The following is a 15,356-nucleotide window of genomic DNA, read 5'->3' as shown; positions in this document are numbered from 1 at the left end:
GTTACCCCTGACTTGTCTTTGGATCCAGCAACGCGCGCATATTTTCTCCCAGCCAGTCAAACGATTTGACCGACAGCAGTAGCAGCAGCCCCGGCATGACACCCAGCCACCAGTATCCCGTTGACAGGTGGCGCATGGATTCCGCCAAAATAATGCCGATTGCCGGAATATGGGGCGACAGACCAATGCCAATAAATGACAGGGCCGCTTCGTGTAAAATTGCGTGGGGGAAGAGCAAAATCAGCCCCACTATCAGCTGTGGAATGATGTGGGGCACCATGTGATGTCGGGCAATCCAGAGGGGCGATCGGCCAAAGCGGTGGGAGATCTTTACATAGTCAGCGCTATTCACCTGCAAGACTTCCGCCCGAATCACCCGCGCTAAACTTGTCCAGTGGGTGAGCGCCACGGCAATGATTACCCCACGGGTGCCCCCGCCAACAGCAAAGGCAATCAAAATCAGCAGAACCAGGTGGGGCAGGCTAAAGAAGACATCAATAATCCAGGTGATCACGGCATCGACCCAGCCCCCCAGTGTGCCCGCCGCCAAACCCAAGCCAGTGCCGATCAGGGCGCTGATGGCGGCGGCGAGGAGGCCGATTCGTAAGCTGAGGGACAGGCCGTGGAGGGAGCGGCTGAACATATCTCTCCCCAGCCAATCGGTGCCAAAGGGGTGGGCTACAGAGGGGGGCTGATTACGCTGAGATAGCACAGGGCCAAGGCCGCCATCGCCAATTACCCAGGTGCTAAAAATGACTGCCAGTAAAAACAACGTACACAGGGCAATCCCCCAAAGTGTGCGCTGTCGCCGGTTATTGCGGAGACTGCGGGAGACAGGGTCAAAAGGAACTGTAATCGTCATGACTGTGAACTCCCCAGTGAACTTTCCAGCCGAATGCGCGGATCAACGATGGGATAGGCCAAGTCAGCTATCGTATTGCCGGTGTAAACAAACAGCGCACTGAAAAAAACAATGCCGACGAGCAGCGGAATGTCACTTCGCAGGGCGGCCTGTACTGTGGCTTCCCCCAGTCCGGGATAGGCAAATACCTGCTCCACCAGCACCGACCCCCCAAACAGCTCACTCAGGGAGGCAAATTGCAGGGTCAACGCGGGCAGGATTAAGTTGCGAAATCCGTGGTAACGAATGATGCCCCAGAGCGGTTCACCCTGGGCACGGGCAAACAGGATGTAGTCGCTGTGTAGTACATCAATCAGCTTTTGTCGGGTATGTAGGGCAATATTGGCAATGCCGATGATGCTGAGGGTAATGGCAGGCAGCAGCAGGTGGTGCAGGTGTTGCCAGAGGGTGACATCGCCTGCCAAAACACCGGGGGGTGCGGCACAACAGATGGGCGTTACCCTCAGCGAAACCGAGAAGATAATCAGCAGTAGCAGCGCGGCCCAGAAAGTGGGCGATGAGGCCATCGTGTAAGCGTAGAGGCGAATCACTCGGTCGATCCAGGAGCCCGCCAGGGCCCCCGCCAGGATGCCCAGACCTAAGCCAAGGGTGCCGGACAGCAGCCATGCGATCGCAAGCATCTGCACCGACACCCAAAATCGCTTGGCAATCACCTCGCCCACGGGTTGGTTAAACACCATCGAATTGCCCCAGTTACCCTGTAGCAGCTGCCCTAGCCAATCCCAAAACCGCACCGCCATGGGCTGATCCAACCCCCAACGCTCGGCGATCAGCTGTTGCTGCTCCGGGCTAATGCGCATCATGTCAGCACCGATATAGGCCTGCACCGGGTCAATCGGGGATAGGCTCAGCAACACAAAGGTGAAGATGGCCACCGCCAGCAGCAAGAGACCGAGCCGCAACAGCTTTTGGGCCGTAAAGGTCAATATTGTTAGTTGCATGTCCACTCCCACCCAGCGATATTGGCCGTAATCGGCCAGCCGTGGCCGTGGGGTTCAACCTGGGGTTGACCAATATCCAGACAGTCACTGACAAAGTAGGTGTGGTCTAGATTGACCAGCCAGGCCCAAGCCGCATCGCCTTTAGCGGTAAATCCGGTGTCGCCATCCCACTGGGCCGCTTTCCAAAAGGCGATCGCCTCCGCTTCTGACGATGCGCCCATGGCCAGATCCAGTGTGTTATCGATGGCTTGGTTAGCGTAGTAACCGGCATTGTAGAAATCTCCCTGGGCGGCCTGACTGTGGTACAGGTTGTACATCTCGGTCTGGTCGTGACTGCCCCAGCCAAATACCACCACATTGCTATGCATGGCGGGCTCGATTTCATCCCAGCTTTTACCCTCGACGTTTGCCTGAATGCCAACGGGCTTGAGCATTGCTGCCGTGGCCAGGGCCAGCGCTTGCCGAGTGCTATCGCTGGCGGGATAGAGGATCGTAAATTCAGCCGTGAGACCGTCTTTTTCCAACACACCGTCGCCATTGCTATCTGTCCAGCCGCCCGCCGCCAAAATCTCTTGGGCCTGCTCAGGCTGGGCGTCTTCGATGGCCGCACTCGGTTCTTCCCAAGCGAGACCACTGACAGGACCGAAGGCAACGGACCCGTAGCCTTCGAGGACCCCGTCCACCAAAGCTTGGCGATCAATGGCATAGTTCACCGCCTGCCGAATGGCCGGATCTGCCGTCACGTCATGGCCAATCGGGTCACCATCGGGGGTTGTTTCACCGGCTGACGCTGGCAGAAAGGGAAACATCAGACCCCGATTATCAACGCTGGTCACATCGTAAAGCGTCATGCCCTCAATGGTTTGCACGGCTAATGCCTGGGGCACACTCACCACCTGCACCTCTCCCGCTTTAGCCGCAGCAAAGGCGGCATCCTCTTCCACAAACAGAAAGACGAGGCGATCAATACCGGCAGACTCGCCGTAGTAGTTGGGGTTGGCCTCAACAATCAGCTGTTGCCCTTCATCCCACTGCACCATCCGGTAAGGGCCCGAACCGATGGGATTACGGGCATATTCCGGGCCGTGGGCATGTTCTGGCACAATGCCGAGGGTAATCAGGCGATTAACAAACGTGCTTTGGGGCTCTTTCAAGCGGAGCTCAACAGTGGTGTCGTCTATGACCACCGCTGCTTCCAAAATGGTCACGTCCGTTAGCCCCCCGCTTGCGGCGGCCTGGTTAAAGGTGTAGGCCACATCAGACGCCGTCACGGGTTCACCATCGGAAAAGATCGCATCATCGCGGATGGTCACGGTCCAAGTCAGCCCATCCTCACTCACCCTATAGTCTGTTGCGAGGTCATTGATAATGTTTAGGTCGGCATCTCGCTTTAGCAGCGTGCTTTGAAACAAGGGGGAACCATAGCGCCCCCAGCCCAAAGTGGGGTCGTAGCCTTCTTCACTTTCGCCCGCGATCGCTAGGACAATCTGTTGTGCTGAACCTGTGCGGGAAGCAGGCTCCTCTGTCCCAGACCCCGTTGGACCAGCCCCGCAGCCGACTAAAACGGCTCCCAGCAAAGCGGTTCCCAGAGACCCAAGTAATATCTGTTTTCGTTTACCCATGGCGAGCTTACACCCTATTAATTGCGTGGGGGCTTAGACGAGGGTCAACAGATCTCTTAGCTTGCTTGGTGGTCTCCGCAGTGGAGCGGGCAGGTCATGAGATGGTAGAAGACTTTCTCAATCAACTACGGGTGCGATCGCTAAGCCTGAAGACTCTCGTCTGCCCCATAGATTATCGAAACAGTTTCCAGGGGTTCTATGCCCCTGAGGGGCATAAATCCAATCTTTTAAGTAAGATTTTTGATTTGAGTAACCCCTTGATTTTTGGGTGCTGGTTTTGAACTATCGGACGATTCTATCGAGATATCTATCGTTAGACCTCCTTTTGTTGTGGTTATAAGCTTTTCAACTCATGTGTACCGCATATGCCTGTAGTGCTTCAAAATCTCTTCTCTGATACAGACGTAATGCTTGATTAGCTCTTATCTGTTGCTGTATCTGTTGAGTAGAGTTGCCTAATTGTCGTGCAGACAACTTTAAGTTTCAACTAAAATTGAAATAATTAATATAGTCTACGCAGTTTCAGGGTGACCGGGTAATGGTGAGGATTGGAATTAATGGCTTTGGCAGAATTGGTCGCCTGGTGTTGCGGGCTGCCTGGCCACAGTTGGACATTGTCCATATTAATGAAATTACTGGTGGTACTGTCGCTGCCGCCCACTTACTTAAGTTTGACTCTGTTCATGGGCGTTGGACTCCAGACGTTGAAGCGGCTGGGTGCGATCGCATCCTGATCGATCATAAATCCGTTACCTTTAGCGACCATGCCACCCCTGGCGCAGTCCCCTGGGACGACCTGGGTGTAGACATCGTTCTAGAGTGCTCCGGTCAGTTTCGTACACCCGGCCGGTTAGATCCTTATTTTAAGCGCGGGGTTCAAAAGGTGATTGTCGCGGCCCCAGTCAAACAGGGGGCACTCAATATTGTTTACGGCATCAATGACCATCTCTACAATCCCGCCGAGCATCATTTATTAACAGCCGCCTCTTGCACGACCAACTGTCTGGCCCCCGTTGTCAAAGTCATTAAAGAAGGATTGGGCATTAAACATGGCGTGATCACCACAATTCATGACCAAACCAACACCCAAACCATCGTCGACAAACCCCACAACGATCTGCGGCGGGCCAGGGCCACCGGCCTATCCCTGATTCCCTCCACCACTGGGTCAGCTACGGCCATCACCATCATCTACCCTGAGCTCAAGGGTAAACTTAACGGCATTGCCGTACGGGTGCCGTTACTCAATGCCTCTTTGACGGACTGCGTGTTTGAAGTCGCCCGACCCACCACCGTCGAGGAAGTCAATCAGCTGTTTAAGACCGCTGCTGACGGAGACCTTAAGGATATTTTGGGTTATGAGGAACGACCTCTAGTATCCGTTGACTACCGGGATGATCCTCGCTCATCCATCATTGATGCCCTATCCACCATGGTGGTCGACGACACCCAGGTAAAAGTTTTGGCCTGGTATGACAACGAGTGGGGATATTCCTGCCGCATGGCTGAGCTGACACGAAAGGTGGCGGAGACACTGGGGACTGGCAGTTAATGGCTAATGCAAAAAGAATTCTTTTTATAACTTCAATTCTAGAGAGCTGTCCCCCTTTAGAAGGGGGACTACAGGGGGTCTCGACACTAGCGCGAAGTATCGAAGAAACCCCTCCACCTACGGCATATCCCCTTCGAAAGGGGAGGACAAACTAAAGCTCTTTTTTCACTTTCGAGCCTTACACACACACTTTTTTCATAACCAAATCAGGACGTATCCCATGACCAGCGATTATTCCCAAGCTCCCCCCCAGGCCGGTGGTGAACTCAATATCTTCGAACGCTATCTCACCCTCTGGGTAGCCGTTTGCATCGTTGCCGGAATTCTCCTCGGGCGAGTCTTTCCCAGTGTTGCCCAAACACTGGATGCCATGAGTGTTTATCAAGTATCGATTCCCATTGCCATCTGTCTGTTTTTCATGATGTATCCCATCATGGTGAAAATTGACTTTTCCCAGGCTAAGCGAGCGGCTCAAACACCAAAACCAGTGCTGCTTACCCTGGTTGTTAATTGGCTGATTAAACCCTTCACCATGGTGGTGCTGGCCCAGTTTTTCCTGGGCTGGCTATTTCAACCAATACTCACAGGCACCGAGATTATTCGCGGCAGTGAAGTGACCCTGGCCAATTCCTACATTGCTGGGGCAATTTTGCTGGGGATTGCCCCCTGTACAGCCATGGTGCTGATGTGGGGCTACCTATCCTATAGCAACCAGGGCCACACGTTAGTCATGGTGGCTATTAATTCGCTGGCCATGTTGTTTCTCTACGCCCCTCTGGGGGGATGGCTACTCTCTGCCAATGACCTGATTGTTCCTTGGAAAACCATTGTGCTGTCGGTGCTCATCTACGTGGGATTACCCCTGTTGGCGGGCAGTATCTCACGTACCTGGATTCTAAGACACAAGGGCAAAGCCTGGTTTGAGAATGTGTTTTTGAAGTATTTGGGACCGGTGGCGATTCTTGCCATGCTCACCACCCTGATCTTGCTGTTTGCCCTCAAGGGAGAATTGATTGTTCGTAATCCGCTACATATTTTGCTGATTGCGGTGCCCTTATTTCTGCAGACAAACCTTATCTTTTTAATTACCTACGTGGCCGCTCAAAAGATGGGCATGGTTTACGAAGATGCTGCACCGGCGGCGCTGATTGGGGCTAGCAATCATTTTGAAGTTGCGATCGCAACCGCCGTCACCCTGTTTGGCCTCAACTCCGGTGCGGCCCTGGCCACCGTGGTGGGTGTGCTGATCGAAGTACCCGTTATGCTCATGCTAGTGGCCCTGTGCAAACGCACGGCGTTCTGGTTCTCCCGTGAACCCCACAAAGCCACCCTGCCTGACCCCCGTTGTATCCGTCCCCTTTCCTAGATATTTAGAGCTATTCCCAAAAATCACCATGTCAGACCTGTCCTTGCCCCCCATTTCTCAGCAGCTGTGGTGGGTTATCCCCGAGCGTCTTGCCGGTGTGCGCAAACCCACTGAAGCAGAGCTAGCAGAGCTGATGGGTGAGGGCATTGGCGCACTGGTCTCACTGATGAGTGATGATGGCAATTTGGAGCTTTACCAACGGCATCAAATTCCCCATATCTGGGTACCCATCCTCGGTGGCAAAGCCCCCAGTCTGGAGCAGGTGGAACAAATCAAAACCTTTGTAGATGCGCAAACCTGTCTGGGGCATGCCGTGGCTATCCACTGTTCCAGCGGTCGTCGCCGTACCGGTACGGTGCTGGCTGCATTATTAATCAAGGCAGGAGACAGCTATGAAAAGGCTTTAAATACCATCTTGACGGTTAATCCAGCGGTGGAGCTGAGGGAAGCACAAATTAACTTTCTCAAAAGTCTCTCGGATTAAGCAATGTTCAGATACGTGAGCGATCCTGTGAAACTTTTGGCAACAACTGGTTCCCCTTACCAAGGCTACAGTGTATACACAACTGGAAGATTTTGGCATCGAGCATGACGAACACCGGTTCCTCTTACCAAGGGGAACCAACGGAGGGGGCTTCGGTCGTTAGCGCAAGTGATCCACACACCTCCCTGTCGGTTCCCCTTACCAAGGCTACCCTGTATACATAAGTCGGAGAGTCGCTCCAAATATCGAGCCCTCATCCCCCAACCCCTTACTCCCTAAGGGAGAAGGGGGGCCTGACCTCAAAGTCCTTCGCCCCCAGGGAGAAGGATTTAGGATGAGGGCCAATTCAAGGTCAGGTCTACTTTTGGGGACATTATCTTCTAGATGTGTATACACCGTAGCCTTACCAAGGGGAACCGTCATGGAAGGGCTGGATTTTGCCAACCTTACTGCCACACCTTGACGGGTTGGTCTTTGCCGCTGCTAATCAGCGTTTGTCCCAAAACGTCAAAGTCCACCGACAAAATCCAATTATCGTTGTCATCCAATGTTTGAATTACCTGATGGCTGGATAAATCCCACAGCTTGATCGCCGTGTCTACGCTACCACTGGCCAGGATTTGGCCATCGGGGCTAATATCCAGAGCAACGACGCGATCGCTATGGTCAGTCAGGGTGGTTTGCAACGTACCGGTTGTCAAATCCCACAGCTTGATGGTTTGATCCCAACTGCCGCTGGCCAGGGTTTCACCATCTGGGCTAATGGCCAGTGAGCGCACAGTATCGTCATGGCCGGTGAGCTTGTTTAGGAGGGTACCGGTGGCCAAATCCCATTGGCGAATGATGCGATCGCTACCACCGCTGATCAAGGATTTACCATCGGGTGTAATCTTGACTGACCACACGGGCTCGCTGATATTTCTGTTGTAAAGCTGTTCGCCAGTCCTAAAATCCCAGGCCGTAATATTGCCAGCATAGTCACTGCTGACCAATATCTGATTATCAGGACTCAAAGCCACTGACCATACGGGGGAATTTTTAACCGGAAGACTATACAGCAGTTCTCCCGTTTCCAATCGCCACACCTTCAAACCATCGCCGCCGCCACTAACCAGCCAGTGGCCAGCTGCTGATATCGCTAAGGTCCTAACCGCATCCTCATGCCCGATGAGAGTGTGCAGACGGTCACCCGTTTGCCGATCCCACACCTTTATTTGGCCATTAGCCTCGCCGCCAATTAAAAGAGAGAGACCGCTTTCCTGGGTATGGGTAACCACTGTCCATACTGGGCTATCCCCCTGAAAATACTGGGCCAATGTCCATTGAGTCTTAGGCACAATGGACAGCTGTGCAGATCCACTATCGTTGGTCGGCGTGGGCTCTACAGTACGGGTTAGGCTGGCCGGTATGACCAGCGCCAGCGCCGCGACTAATCCAGCAATACCGGGTACCCATAACAATGGTCGCTGGTTCAGTTCAGTAAACCATGGTCGTAGCCAGCCATTTAGATAGTTCATGATGCGTCCCTAATGTCTTAAATGTCTTACTTAAGACAGCTATCCCATTGCTAACAACAAGTGAACAGACCAGACATCCCACGTTGAGTATCAACAATCACATATTTCTGAATTTAGCATAGTCATCTAATATCAGTTCCCAAAGGCATGTCTACAGTTCAGAGCCCTCCATACTTGGCAATGTCAGAACTGAGCAATGTCATAGTTCCACAACTCAAAACCAAGAACCAAGAACTGGCATACGATCCACTCAACACAAAAATACAGCGCCCAGATGAGATTTGTCTGGACGCTACCTGAGTATGATCTAAATGTCAATGAATGAAATGGAGGTTGGACATCCCCCCGTTTATTACGCCACCATGGGTATTTCAGCAGCAAGCACCTCAGCATAGAATTTCTGTAGCTGCTGCGTGGCCCCACGCCAGCCCCAACGCTCAGCTTCCATGCGAGCATTGCGGCGCAACAACTCAATTTCAGCACGGGTCGCCAACAGACGCTGTGTCGCCTTAATTGCCCCTTCCTCATCCTGAGGATCAAACAAGAATCCGTTTGTACCATCGGTAACAATGTCGGGAATGCCGCCTGCATTAGCGGCCACAGTGGGACAGCCTGCCGCCATCGCCTCTAACAGCACCAATCCCAACGTCTCTGTTCGAGATGGGAAAATAAACGCATCGCCAGAGGCATAGGCAGACGCTAATTCCTCACCCCCAAGATAGCCGACAAAGTTAGTCGCGGTTCCTGCAAAATGCTCCTCCAGTTCTTCTCGATAGGGACCGTCACCCACCAGAGCTAAGCGAGCGTCTGGAATCGCCTCCAAAATTGGCTTGATTCTATCCACTTCTTTCTCAGCAGATAGACGTCCCACATACAGCAGCAATGGTGCATCTGGATGGCCTTCACTCAGCCGCCCACGCATTTCTCGGCTGGCCAGACTCGGGCGAAACAGGTCTGTATCGACACCCCGCTGCCAAACCTTGACATTTTCAATACCGTGTTCAGTTAGCTCCTGCTGCATTGCTGTAGACGTGCACAAATTCATCCGTGCATTGTTGTGCACTGCTTTGAGTAGCTCCCACAGCATGCCCTCAAACATCCCGAAGCCATAGTGCTCTAGATACTTAGGCAAGTGCGTGTGGTAAGAAGCCACAAGCGGAATTTCTAAGGCCTTGGCATAGTAGACGCCTGCTAAGCCCAGGACCGCTGGGTTAACCACATGCACCAAATCAGGCTGAAATGCTTCTAGTGCCTCACCAATAGATGGACGGGGCAAAGCCAACTTCAGCTCTGGATATAACGGCATGGGAAAGCCAGAAACACCCTCCACCTTGGCCCCTTTATATTCCGTTAGCCCCCCCTCAGGGCAGAACACGCATACCTCATCCCCTAAGGCCTGAAGCTGTTCGACGGTATGCTTGAGACGGGTTACGATACCGTCAACTTTGGGAAGGAATGTTTCGGTAAACAGAGCAATGCGCATACGGTTAGCAATGATTGAATGCAGATGTATCAAAAAATACTGAGCTGTTGATTATTCAATCGCGAAATTGCCTCAGGCTCAAGCTTTCATAAAATCTTTTTTTTGGCAATATCCTAGGCAACATCGATTGCATTGATCGATAGTGAGCTTTGAGATGGGATGAGCCCCTAAAATAAAAAAACAGAGCATAGAATCAATGGGGAGCGACTCCCTGATCCCATACTCTGCCTATCCAGTAATCACATGACCGTAATCACTGGGACCTAACCTGCAGGAATGGGGGTAGGTGCAGCAGTAGACTTCTTAGTCCACTTGGATGTGCAGATAATCTTGGACGTGTCGCAGCGACCAACATACTTCTTGGCAATCTCTGTTACTTCCAGCATTAGACCTTTGTCCAGTTGGGTAGGCTGGAGCCCCATATCTAAGAAGCACTGATTGTCAACGACTAGCTCGTTTTCTGCCGCTTCATTACGGGGGTTCTCCATATACTGAATTTCAGCATCCGCAATGTCAGCCACAATGCGCGCTAGATCCCGCACTCGATGGGTTTCTGTCATCTGGTTCAGGATTTTAACGCGGTCACCCTTGGCCGGTGGGTTATCAATGGCCAGCTCAACACAGCGGACGGTGTCTTGAATATGGATAAATGCCCGTGTTTGACCACCGGTGCCATGAACAGTTAGCGGATGACCAATGGCAGCCTGCATCAAGAAACGGTTCAGCACTGTGCCAAAGTCACCATCGTAGTCAAAACGATTGATCAACCGCTCATCCATGGCAGTCTCACGGGTGTTGGTACCCCAAACGATTCCCTGGTGTAAGTCAGTCACCCGTACTTGATCGTTCTTGTTGTAGTACGCGAAGAACAACTGATCTTGGGTTTTGGTCATGTGATAGATACTGCCAGGATTAGCTGGATGCAGAATCTGTTTTTCGATGACCTTACCCGAATCGGTAACTACTTGGATATCCAGATACCCCTCGGGAATCTTCATACCAGCGGTGCCGTAGCCGTAAACACCCATGGTACCGAGGTGAACCACATGGATATCTAGCTCAGACTCAACGATGGCACATAGGACATTGTTGGTGCCGTTAAGGTTGTTATCAACGGTGAAACGCTTGTGCTTTGCTGACTTCATGGAGTAGGGGGCAGCCCGCTGCTCGGCAAAGTGCACAATCACATCCGGAGCATAGTCACAAATTAGATGCAAGAGTCTGTCATACTCTTGGGCAATGTCGAGATTATGAAAGTCAATGGTCTTACCACTGACTTCTTGCCACGCCGATAGGCGAGTAGACATGGAGCTAATGGGAGTTAAAGAAGCAATTTCTAGCTCATTATCGATATTACGTCGCGATAGGTTATCAATAATGGCAACTTCATGACCTGCGTTGGATAGATGCAGTGCAGTGGGCCAGCCGCAAAAGCCATCTCCCCCTAATACGATTACTTTCATCCTTTAGCGCTTAAGCCTCCTTCACACGCCCTAGAGTTGTTGGGCGATTCCTACCAAGCGTAAACCAAGATTTGCAAAACTCAAAGAACCAAAATTTTCTCTCACCTCTGAGAAAATAAGAGAGCGTCTGTATATATGGACATTCCCAGGATCGATGTTGGCTGTGATCGTCACTTTTGTTTAGCGTTCTGGGCGTCGGTTGGAGTAGTCGCGACCGGAGTCGCTGCTGGTTAGTGTACTTGTATCCATTGCCTCAACCTGTCCATCTGCGATCGCACTGCTTAACCCCCAGGGTGATCACATCTTTAGTTAAGCGGTTTTAATCGGTGGGTACTCCAGTTCTGGCCCACCGGAGGGTAAAGCCTAGAAGGTGCCATACCTGAGCTTCGATTTTTTGCAAACACTCGGCAGCCCCTAACACCTCGTTATAGTTGGCTGCATCGACACAGGCAGAATGAGCAAATAGTTCAAATCCATTAATTAGCCGGGCTCTGATAATGGTGGTTTTTTCTCCCAAGGTGAGGGTTTCCGTATCATCGATAAAGGCCTCTACCACTGTTTCAGAAATGCGGGTGCTGTCACTAATGGGAAAGTAAGCGGTTTCAAAGGTGGCTTTCGGGCTCCAGCTCACATACCCATCAGGATAGATCACCTCATATCCATCTCGACCATGTTTTTTGAGTGGTTTAGCTTCCACTTCTTTGACACCGATGTAAGTTTGATGCATGAGGCTTCTCCTTACGTAGCTCGTTTTTTGTCGGGCATGTAGAACACTACTTGAGCAGTTTCTTGCTTTTTGAGGCGACTGATCAGGCCATCCTAGCTGACCTTCAGCCCGCAGATAGCAGCGGTCACATTACCGGCTAGAGCCTGGTCATAGCGTGACGTTGCAACGTTATCCGTTACGATGATTCATCCCCGTTCGTAAGTTTCCCGGATATTGTCACGTACTAGCCATCGGTCAAAGGTGCCAATGCCAACGCTGATTACCGCTGCGATCGCAGCTAATCGCTCCCCACACCAGCATTCCCGTGCTGTGTGATGTGCTCTATAAAGCATTGATTAGTTTCGAGAATAGTGGCGTTTATAAAAGGTTGTCTTTAGAGACCGCTTAAGGTGAAGAGCCAAATCTGCGTTTCCTGCCGATTGTCAAAGTTATTGTCGCTGGCCATAATCAGGCTTTGACGTCCATCTGACAGTTTCGGGCCTAAGGTCATGGCCTCTAGATTATCTGGCTCTAAAGGCGTTAAATCTGCCACAAGCCGCTTGCGAATGGGGGTGATGCCGCTGGTGTCACCCTTGAGAGTTGCGATCGCACTGACATCACTCGCCACTCCAGTGGCCAGCTGATAGAGCTTAATGGATAGTCCTTGCAGGCCAAAGGCCCGTTCAATGGCCAAAAAGTGCCCGCCCACATCGATAGATAAAATTTCCGATAACCCATTGAGCAGTGCCCCCAGGGGAGCAGGGTCCATGGAATACAAGTGTTCTGACAACAGTGTAGACTGCCCTGTGCCGACAAAATTGGGATCAATCAGGTAGTGGAGCCAGCGGTTCTTAAAGGGAATATCCGGGTCAACATCTAAGTCCTGGTACAGTGGGCCTTCGGTGGCAGCAAATAGTCGAAAGGGTTCATAGGAGCCACCGGGAGCACTCAGGGTCAATGCTTCAAATCCAATATTTTCTTGAATGCCCTGGGTTTGGGGATCCGAAATTTCGCCATCCTGGGAGGCTAACAAGTACCGCTCTGGAATACGAAAGTTAGTTTTGAGATGCCCAGTTTCTAGATCAAACTCCTGTAATTTTGGTGGGATTTTTTGCTGAGGGGAGCCCTCACTGGAAACAATTAAGCTACGGCTAGGGGTAAGAACCATGCCTTCAGCATCCAGAGGCGCAATGGAGTTGCCATCCTGGTCTTGTAGATCAGTGACGGCTTCTACCCTGGCAGCCTGGATGCCAGACGGCTTCAGCGCCAGGCTGAGGGTGTAAAATCGCGGGCGTTGGCGATCGTCAGAGAGGGCATAGTATTGGTTGCGATCGCGATCGTAGGCAATCGCTGATAGCCCGCCGACTTGAGTCCCTTCAAAGTCTTCCATGGGCAGCACTATATGGTTAATAGCCTCTACCGATAGATCCAGAAATAAACGTTCTTCGGCACTGACCTGGGAAACGGCACAGCTACTGACAACAACCGCCAACAATCCTATCCACAGAAAAGCGTTTAAAAAACCTAAAAAACCGCTTCCCCCCCGTTGTTTCAGCCTGTTCATTACCCACGCCTCTGACAAAAGCTTCATAAACCCTCCCAGGGTAGCAGACGGCTCATTAAAGCGTCTGTAAAAGCGACCCACTAAATTGATGTACCTAGGACTCCCCCTGACTGCGGTGGGAGTCTGACCTGCTGAGTCTCGCTGGCAAACTCAATCTCTCCCCAAAGAACGTCCATGTCCTTCCTTAACGTTGGCAACGTTGGTAGGGTAACCATGTCTGGCTGCTTACCTGTGTTCACCACCACTACAATTGTTTCTTCTTCATGGCTGCGGGCAAAGGCATAAAGATCGTCTTCAGCAGCCAAGGTTTGATAGGAGCCGGTACGTAGGGCAGGATGCTGATGCCGCAGGGCAATGAGTTCTTTGTGCAGGGCTAACAAAGCTTGATGCCAATCTGGTTTATCAGGAAAACTACGACGACAGTCTGGATCGTGGGCACCCGCCAATCCTACTTCATCACCGTAGTAAATGCTGGGCGCACCAGGGAAGGTCATTTGTAACAACACAGCCAGTTGAAAACTCCGCTGATCGTCGCTAACAACAGTAATGGCACGGGCAATATCGTGGCTTGATAACAAATTTAACTGGGTTAATTGAATCTCCCAGGGATACAGGGCCAACAACTCGTCTATCTTTTTGGCATAGCCCTGGGCATCGAGGGCAGGATAGGGAAAGTAGGCGGGTCTCTCCACCAGGGACATAACAACTCGGTCTTTAGCTGTAAAGGCCAGCACTGGTCCCGTAAAGAGATAGTTCATTACCCCATCAAACTGTGTGCCATCAAGCCATTGGCGGGCATCGGTCCATATCTCTCCCACAATATAGGCCTCTGGGTTAATGGCCTTTACCCGCTGACGAAATTCTTGCCAGAAACCCTCTGCTTTTACATCAAACGGGACATCCAATCGCCAGCCGTCAATTCCCTGACGAAGCCAGTATTCAGCGATCTGCATGATGTACTCGCGAGCCTGGGGATTATCGTGATTAAACTCCGGTAGGGCTCGGTTATCGTACCAGCTTTCATAATTAGCAGGTTTAGCTCCATCATAGGCAGATAAGGGCCACCCTTCTACTTTAAACCAGTCTAACCAGGGAGATGTGGGACCGTTCTCAAGGATGTCATTGAAGAAAAAGAATCCACGGCTAGCATGGTTAAAAACACCATCAAGAACAACTTTGATGTCCCGTTGGTGAGCGGCTTCTAGTAAATCAAAAAAGGCCTCATTGCCCCCCAGCAACGGATCGACTTGATAATAGTCATGGGTATGGTAACGGTGGTTACTGGCAGATTGAAAGATGGGGGTAAAGTAAATGGCATTCACACCCAAGTCGTTGAGGTAGTCTAGATTTTCGGCCACACCCCATAAATCACCCCCTTTATACCCGCTGAGGGTGGGCGGTACCTGCCACGCTTCCAAAGGCACCTGCATCATAGGAGGTCGGGATTGTCGCTGGGTGCGGGCAAACCGGTCCGGAAAAATCTGATAAAAGACGGCATGTTTCACCCAGTCAGGAGTTTGGATTTGCATAGAAGCTATGGCAGACTGCATCGCTTAGGGTAGCGGTTTGTTAGGGAAAATCGTTTAGACGTTAGGATGCTTAAAGATATGGTTGCTACCTGAATGTAGAGGCCATGTAGAGGCCGTGGCAGAGGGGGTTGATCCCCAGCGCTGACTGTCGATCCCTCCTGTAGGTCCCCTTCGTATTTCCCCTTCGTATTTCCCTTTCGTATTACA

Annotated in this window: 13 protein-coding genes; 3 read left to right on the top strand and 10 right to left on the bottom strand. The window is 51.7% G+C overall.

What is annotated here, in order from left to right; all coding sequences use genetic code 11:
• Position 1: 1 nt before the first annotated feature.
• The 3 genes from SPB21_RS08505 to SPB21_RS08495 are packed head-to-tail and all read right to left on the bottom strand — an operon-like array spanning position 2 to position 3,485.
• Positions 2-862 (bottom strand): ABC transporter permease, encoded by an 861-nt coding sequence (locus SPB21_RS08505; RefSeq protein WP_499866301.1) that lies wholly within the window; start codon positions 860-862, stop codon positions 2-4.
• On the bottom strand, positions 859-1,863 hold the full coding sequence (locus SPB21_RS08500; RefSeq protein WP_499866300.1) for an ABC transporter permease: 1,005 nt from the start codon (positions 1,861-1,863) through the stop codon (positions 859-861). The genes SPB21_RS08505 and SPB21_RS08500 overlap by 4 nt, the downstream gene beginning before the upstream one ends.
• On the bottom strand, positions 1,854-3,485 hold the full coding sequence (locus tag SPB21_RS08495; RefSeq protein WP_499866299.1) for an ABC transporter substrate-binding protein: 1,632 nt from the start codon (positions 3,483-3,485) through the stop codon (positions 1,854-1,856). The genes SPB21_RS08500 and SPB21_RS08495 overlap by 10 nt, the downstream gene beginning before the upstream one ends.
• A gap of 538 nt (positions 3,486-4,023) precedes the next feature.
• On the opposite strand from SPB21_RS08495, the gene SPB21_RS08490 reads away from it, so the two are divergent.
• The 3 genes from SPB21_RS08490 to SPB21_RS08480 all read left to right on the top strand — a co-directional run bounded on the left by SPB21_RS08490 (position 4,024) and on the right by SPB21_RS08480 (position 6,887).
• Positions 4,024-5,037 (top strand): ArsJ-associated glyceraldehyde-3-phosphate dehydrogenase, encoded by a 1,014-nt coding sequence (locus SPB21_RS08490; protein ID WP_499866298.1) that lies wholly within the window; start codon positions 4,024-4,026, stop codon positions 5,035-5,037.
• Between the two features lie 220 nt (positions 5,038-5,257).
• Positions 5,258-6,403, top strand: coding sequence for an ACR3 family arsenite efflux transporter (arsB, locus tag SPB21_RS08485; protein ID WP_163702361.1), 1,146 nt, complete (start codon positions 5,258-5,260; stop codon positions 6,401-6,403).
• A gap of 28 nt (positions 6,404-6,431) precedes the next feature.
• The gene (locus SPB21_RS08480) at positions 6,432-6,887 is read left to right on the top strand and encodes a phosphatase domain-containing putative toxin (protein ID WP_163702359.1); all 456 of its coding nucleotides are present in this window, start codon (positions 6,432-6,434) and stop codon (positions 6,885-6,887) included.
• Between the two features lie 446 nt (positions 6,888-7,333).
• Here SPB21_RS08480 and SPB21_RS08475 read toward each other — a convergent pair whose 3' ends face one another.
• The 7 genes from SPB21_RS08475 to SPB21_RS08445 form a co-directional block, all read right to left on the bottom strand.
• Positions 7,334-8,404, bottom strand: coding sequence for a WD40 repeat domain-containing protein (locus SPB21_RS08475; protein WP_163702357.1), 1,071 nt, complete (start codon positions 8,402-8,404; stop codon positions 7,334-7,336).
• A 352-nt stretch (positions 8,405-8,756) separates the two neighbouring features.
• Positions 8,757-9,887, bottom strand: a complete 1,131-nt coding sequence (locus SPB21_RS08470; RefSeq protein WP_163660308.1) for a glycosyltransferase family 4 protein — start codon at positions 9,885-9,887, stop codon at positions 8,757-8,759.
• Between the two features lie 263 nt (positions 9,888-10,150).
• Positions 10,151-11,350, bottom strand: a complete 1,200-nt coding sequence (locus SPB21_RS08465; RefSeq protein WP_163660310.1) for an NAD-dependent epimerase/dehydratase family protein — start codon at positions 11,348-11,350, stop codon at positions 10,151-10,153.
• Between the two features lie 319 nt (positions 11,351-11,669).
• Positions 11,670-12,077 (bottom strand): Gp49 family protein, encoded by a 408-nt coding sequence (locus SPB21_RS08460; protein WP_163660311.1) that lies wholly within the window; start codon positions 12,075-12,077, stop codon positions 11,670-11,672.
• A 185-nt stretch (positions 12,078-12,262) separates the two neighbouring features.
• A complete protein-coding gene (locus SPB21_RS08455) occupies positions 12,263-12,409 on the bottom strand; it encodes a hypothetical protein (protein ID WP_163702354.1) in 147 nt (48 codons plus the stop codon).
• A 41-nt stretch (positions 12,410-12,450) separates the two neighbouring features.
• Positions 12,451-13,620 (bottom strand): esterase-like activity of phytase family protein, encoded by a 1,170-nt coding sequence (locus SPB21_RS08450; RefSeq protein ID WP_163661682.1) that lies wholly within the window; start codon positions 13,618-13,620, stop codon positions 12,451-12,453.
• A gap of 80 nt (positions 13,621-13,700) precedes the next feature.
• Positions 13,701-15,149 (bottom strand): glycoside hydrolase family 13 protein, encoded by a 1,449-nt coding sequence (locus SPB21_RS08445; RefSeq protein ID WP_499868686.1) that lies wholly within the window; start codon positions 15,147-15,149, stop codon positions 13,701-13,703.
• Between the last annotated feature and the right edge of the window lie 207 nt (positions 15,150-15,356).

Origin of the sequence: Leptothoe sp. ISB3NOV94-8A, assembly GCF_043421595.1 — a bacterium.
Taxonomy (GTDB): domain Bacteria; phylum Cyanobacteriota; class Cyanobacteriia; order Phormidesmidales; family Phormidesmidaceae; genus Leptothoe; species Leptothoe turfae.
Note: the sequence above shows the minus strand (reverse complement) of the source record. Positions and strands in the feature narration are given on the sequence as shown.

Coding starts and splice junctions, on each gene's coding strand:
- SPB21_RS08505 (WP_499866301.1), bottom strand. CDS start 862: ATGACGATTACAGTTCCTTTTGACCCTGTCTCCCGCAGTCTCCGCAAT.
- SPB21_RS08500 (WP_499866300.1), bottom strand. CDS start 1,863: ATGCAACTAACAATATTGACCTTTACGGCCCAAAAGCTGTTGCGGCTC.
- SPB21_RS08495 (WP_499866299.1), bottom strand. CDS start 3,485: ATGGGTAAACGAAAACAGATATTACTTGGGTCTCTGGGAACCGCTTTG.
- SPB21_RS08490 (WP_499866298.1), top strand. CDS start 4,024: ATGGTGAGGATTGGAATTAATGGCTTTGGCAGAATTGGTCGCCTGGTG.
- arsB (WP_163702361.1), top strand. CDS start 5,258: ATGACCAGCGATTATTCCCAAGCTCCCCCCCAGGCCGGTGGTGAACTC.
- SPB21_RS08480 (WP_163702359.1), top strand. CDS start 6,432: ATGTCAGACCTGTCCTTGCCCCCCATTTCTCAGCAGCTGTGGTGGGTT.
- SPB21_RS08475 (WP_163702357.1), bottom strand. CDS start 8,404: ATGAACTATCTAAATGGCTGGCTACGACCATGGTTTACTGAACTGAAC.
- SPB21_RS08470 (WP_163660308.1), bottom strand. CDS start 9,887: ATGCGCATTGCTCTGTTTACCGAAACATTCCTTCCCAAAGTTGACGGT.
- SPB21_RS08465 (WP_163660310.1), bottom strand. CDS start 11,350: ATGAAAGTAATCGTATTAGGGGGAGATGGCTTTTGCGGCTGGCCCACT.
- SPB21_RS08460 (WP_163660311.1), bottom strand. CDS start 12,077: ATGCATCAAACTTACATCGGTGTCAAAGAAGTGGAAGCTAAACCACTC.
- SPB21_RS08455 (WP_163702354.1), bottom strand. CDS start 12,409: ATGCTTTATAGAGCACATCACACAGCACGGGAATGCTGGTGTGGGGAG.
- SPB21_RS08450 (WP_163661682.1), bottom strand. CDS start 13,620: ATGAACAGGCTGAAACAACGGGGGGGAAGCGGTTTTTTAGGTTTTTTA.
- SPB21_RS08445 (WP_499868686.1), bottom strand. CDS start 15,149: ATGCAAATCCAAACTCCTGACTGGGTGAAACATGCCGTCTTTTATCAG.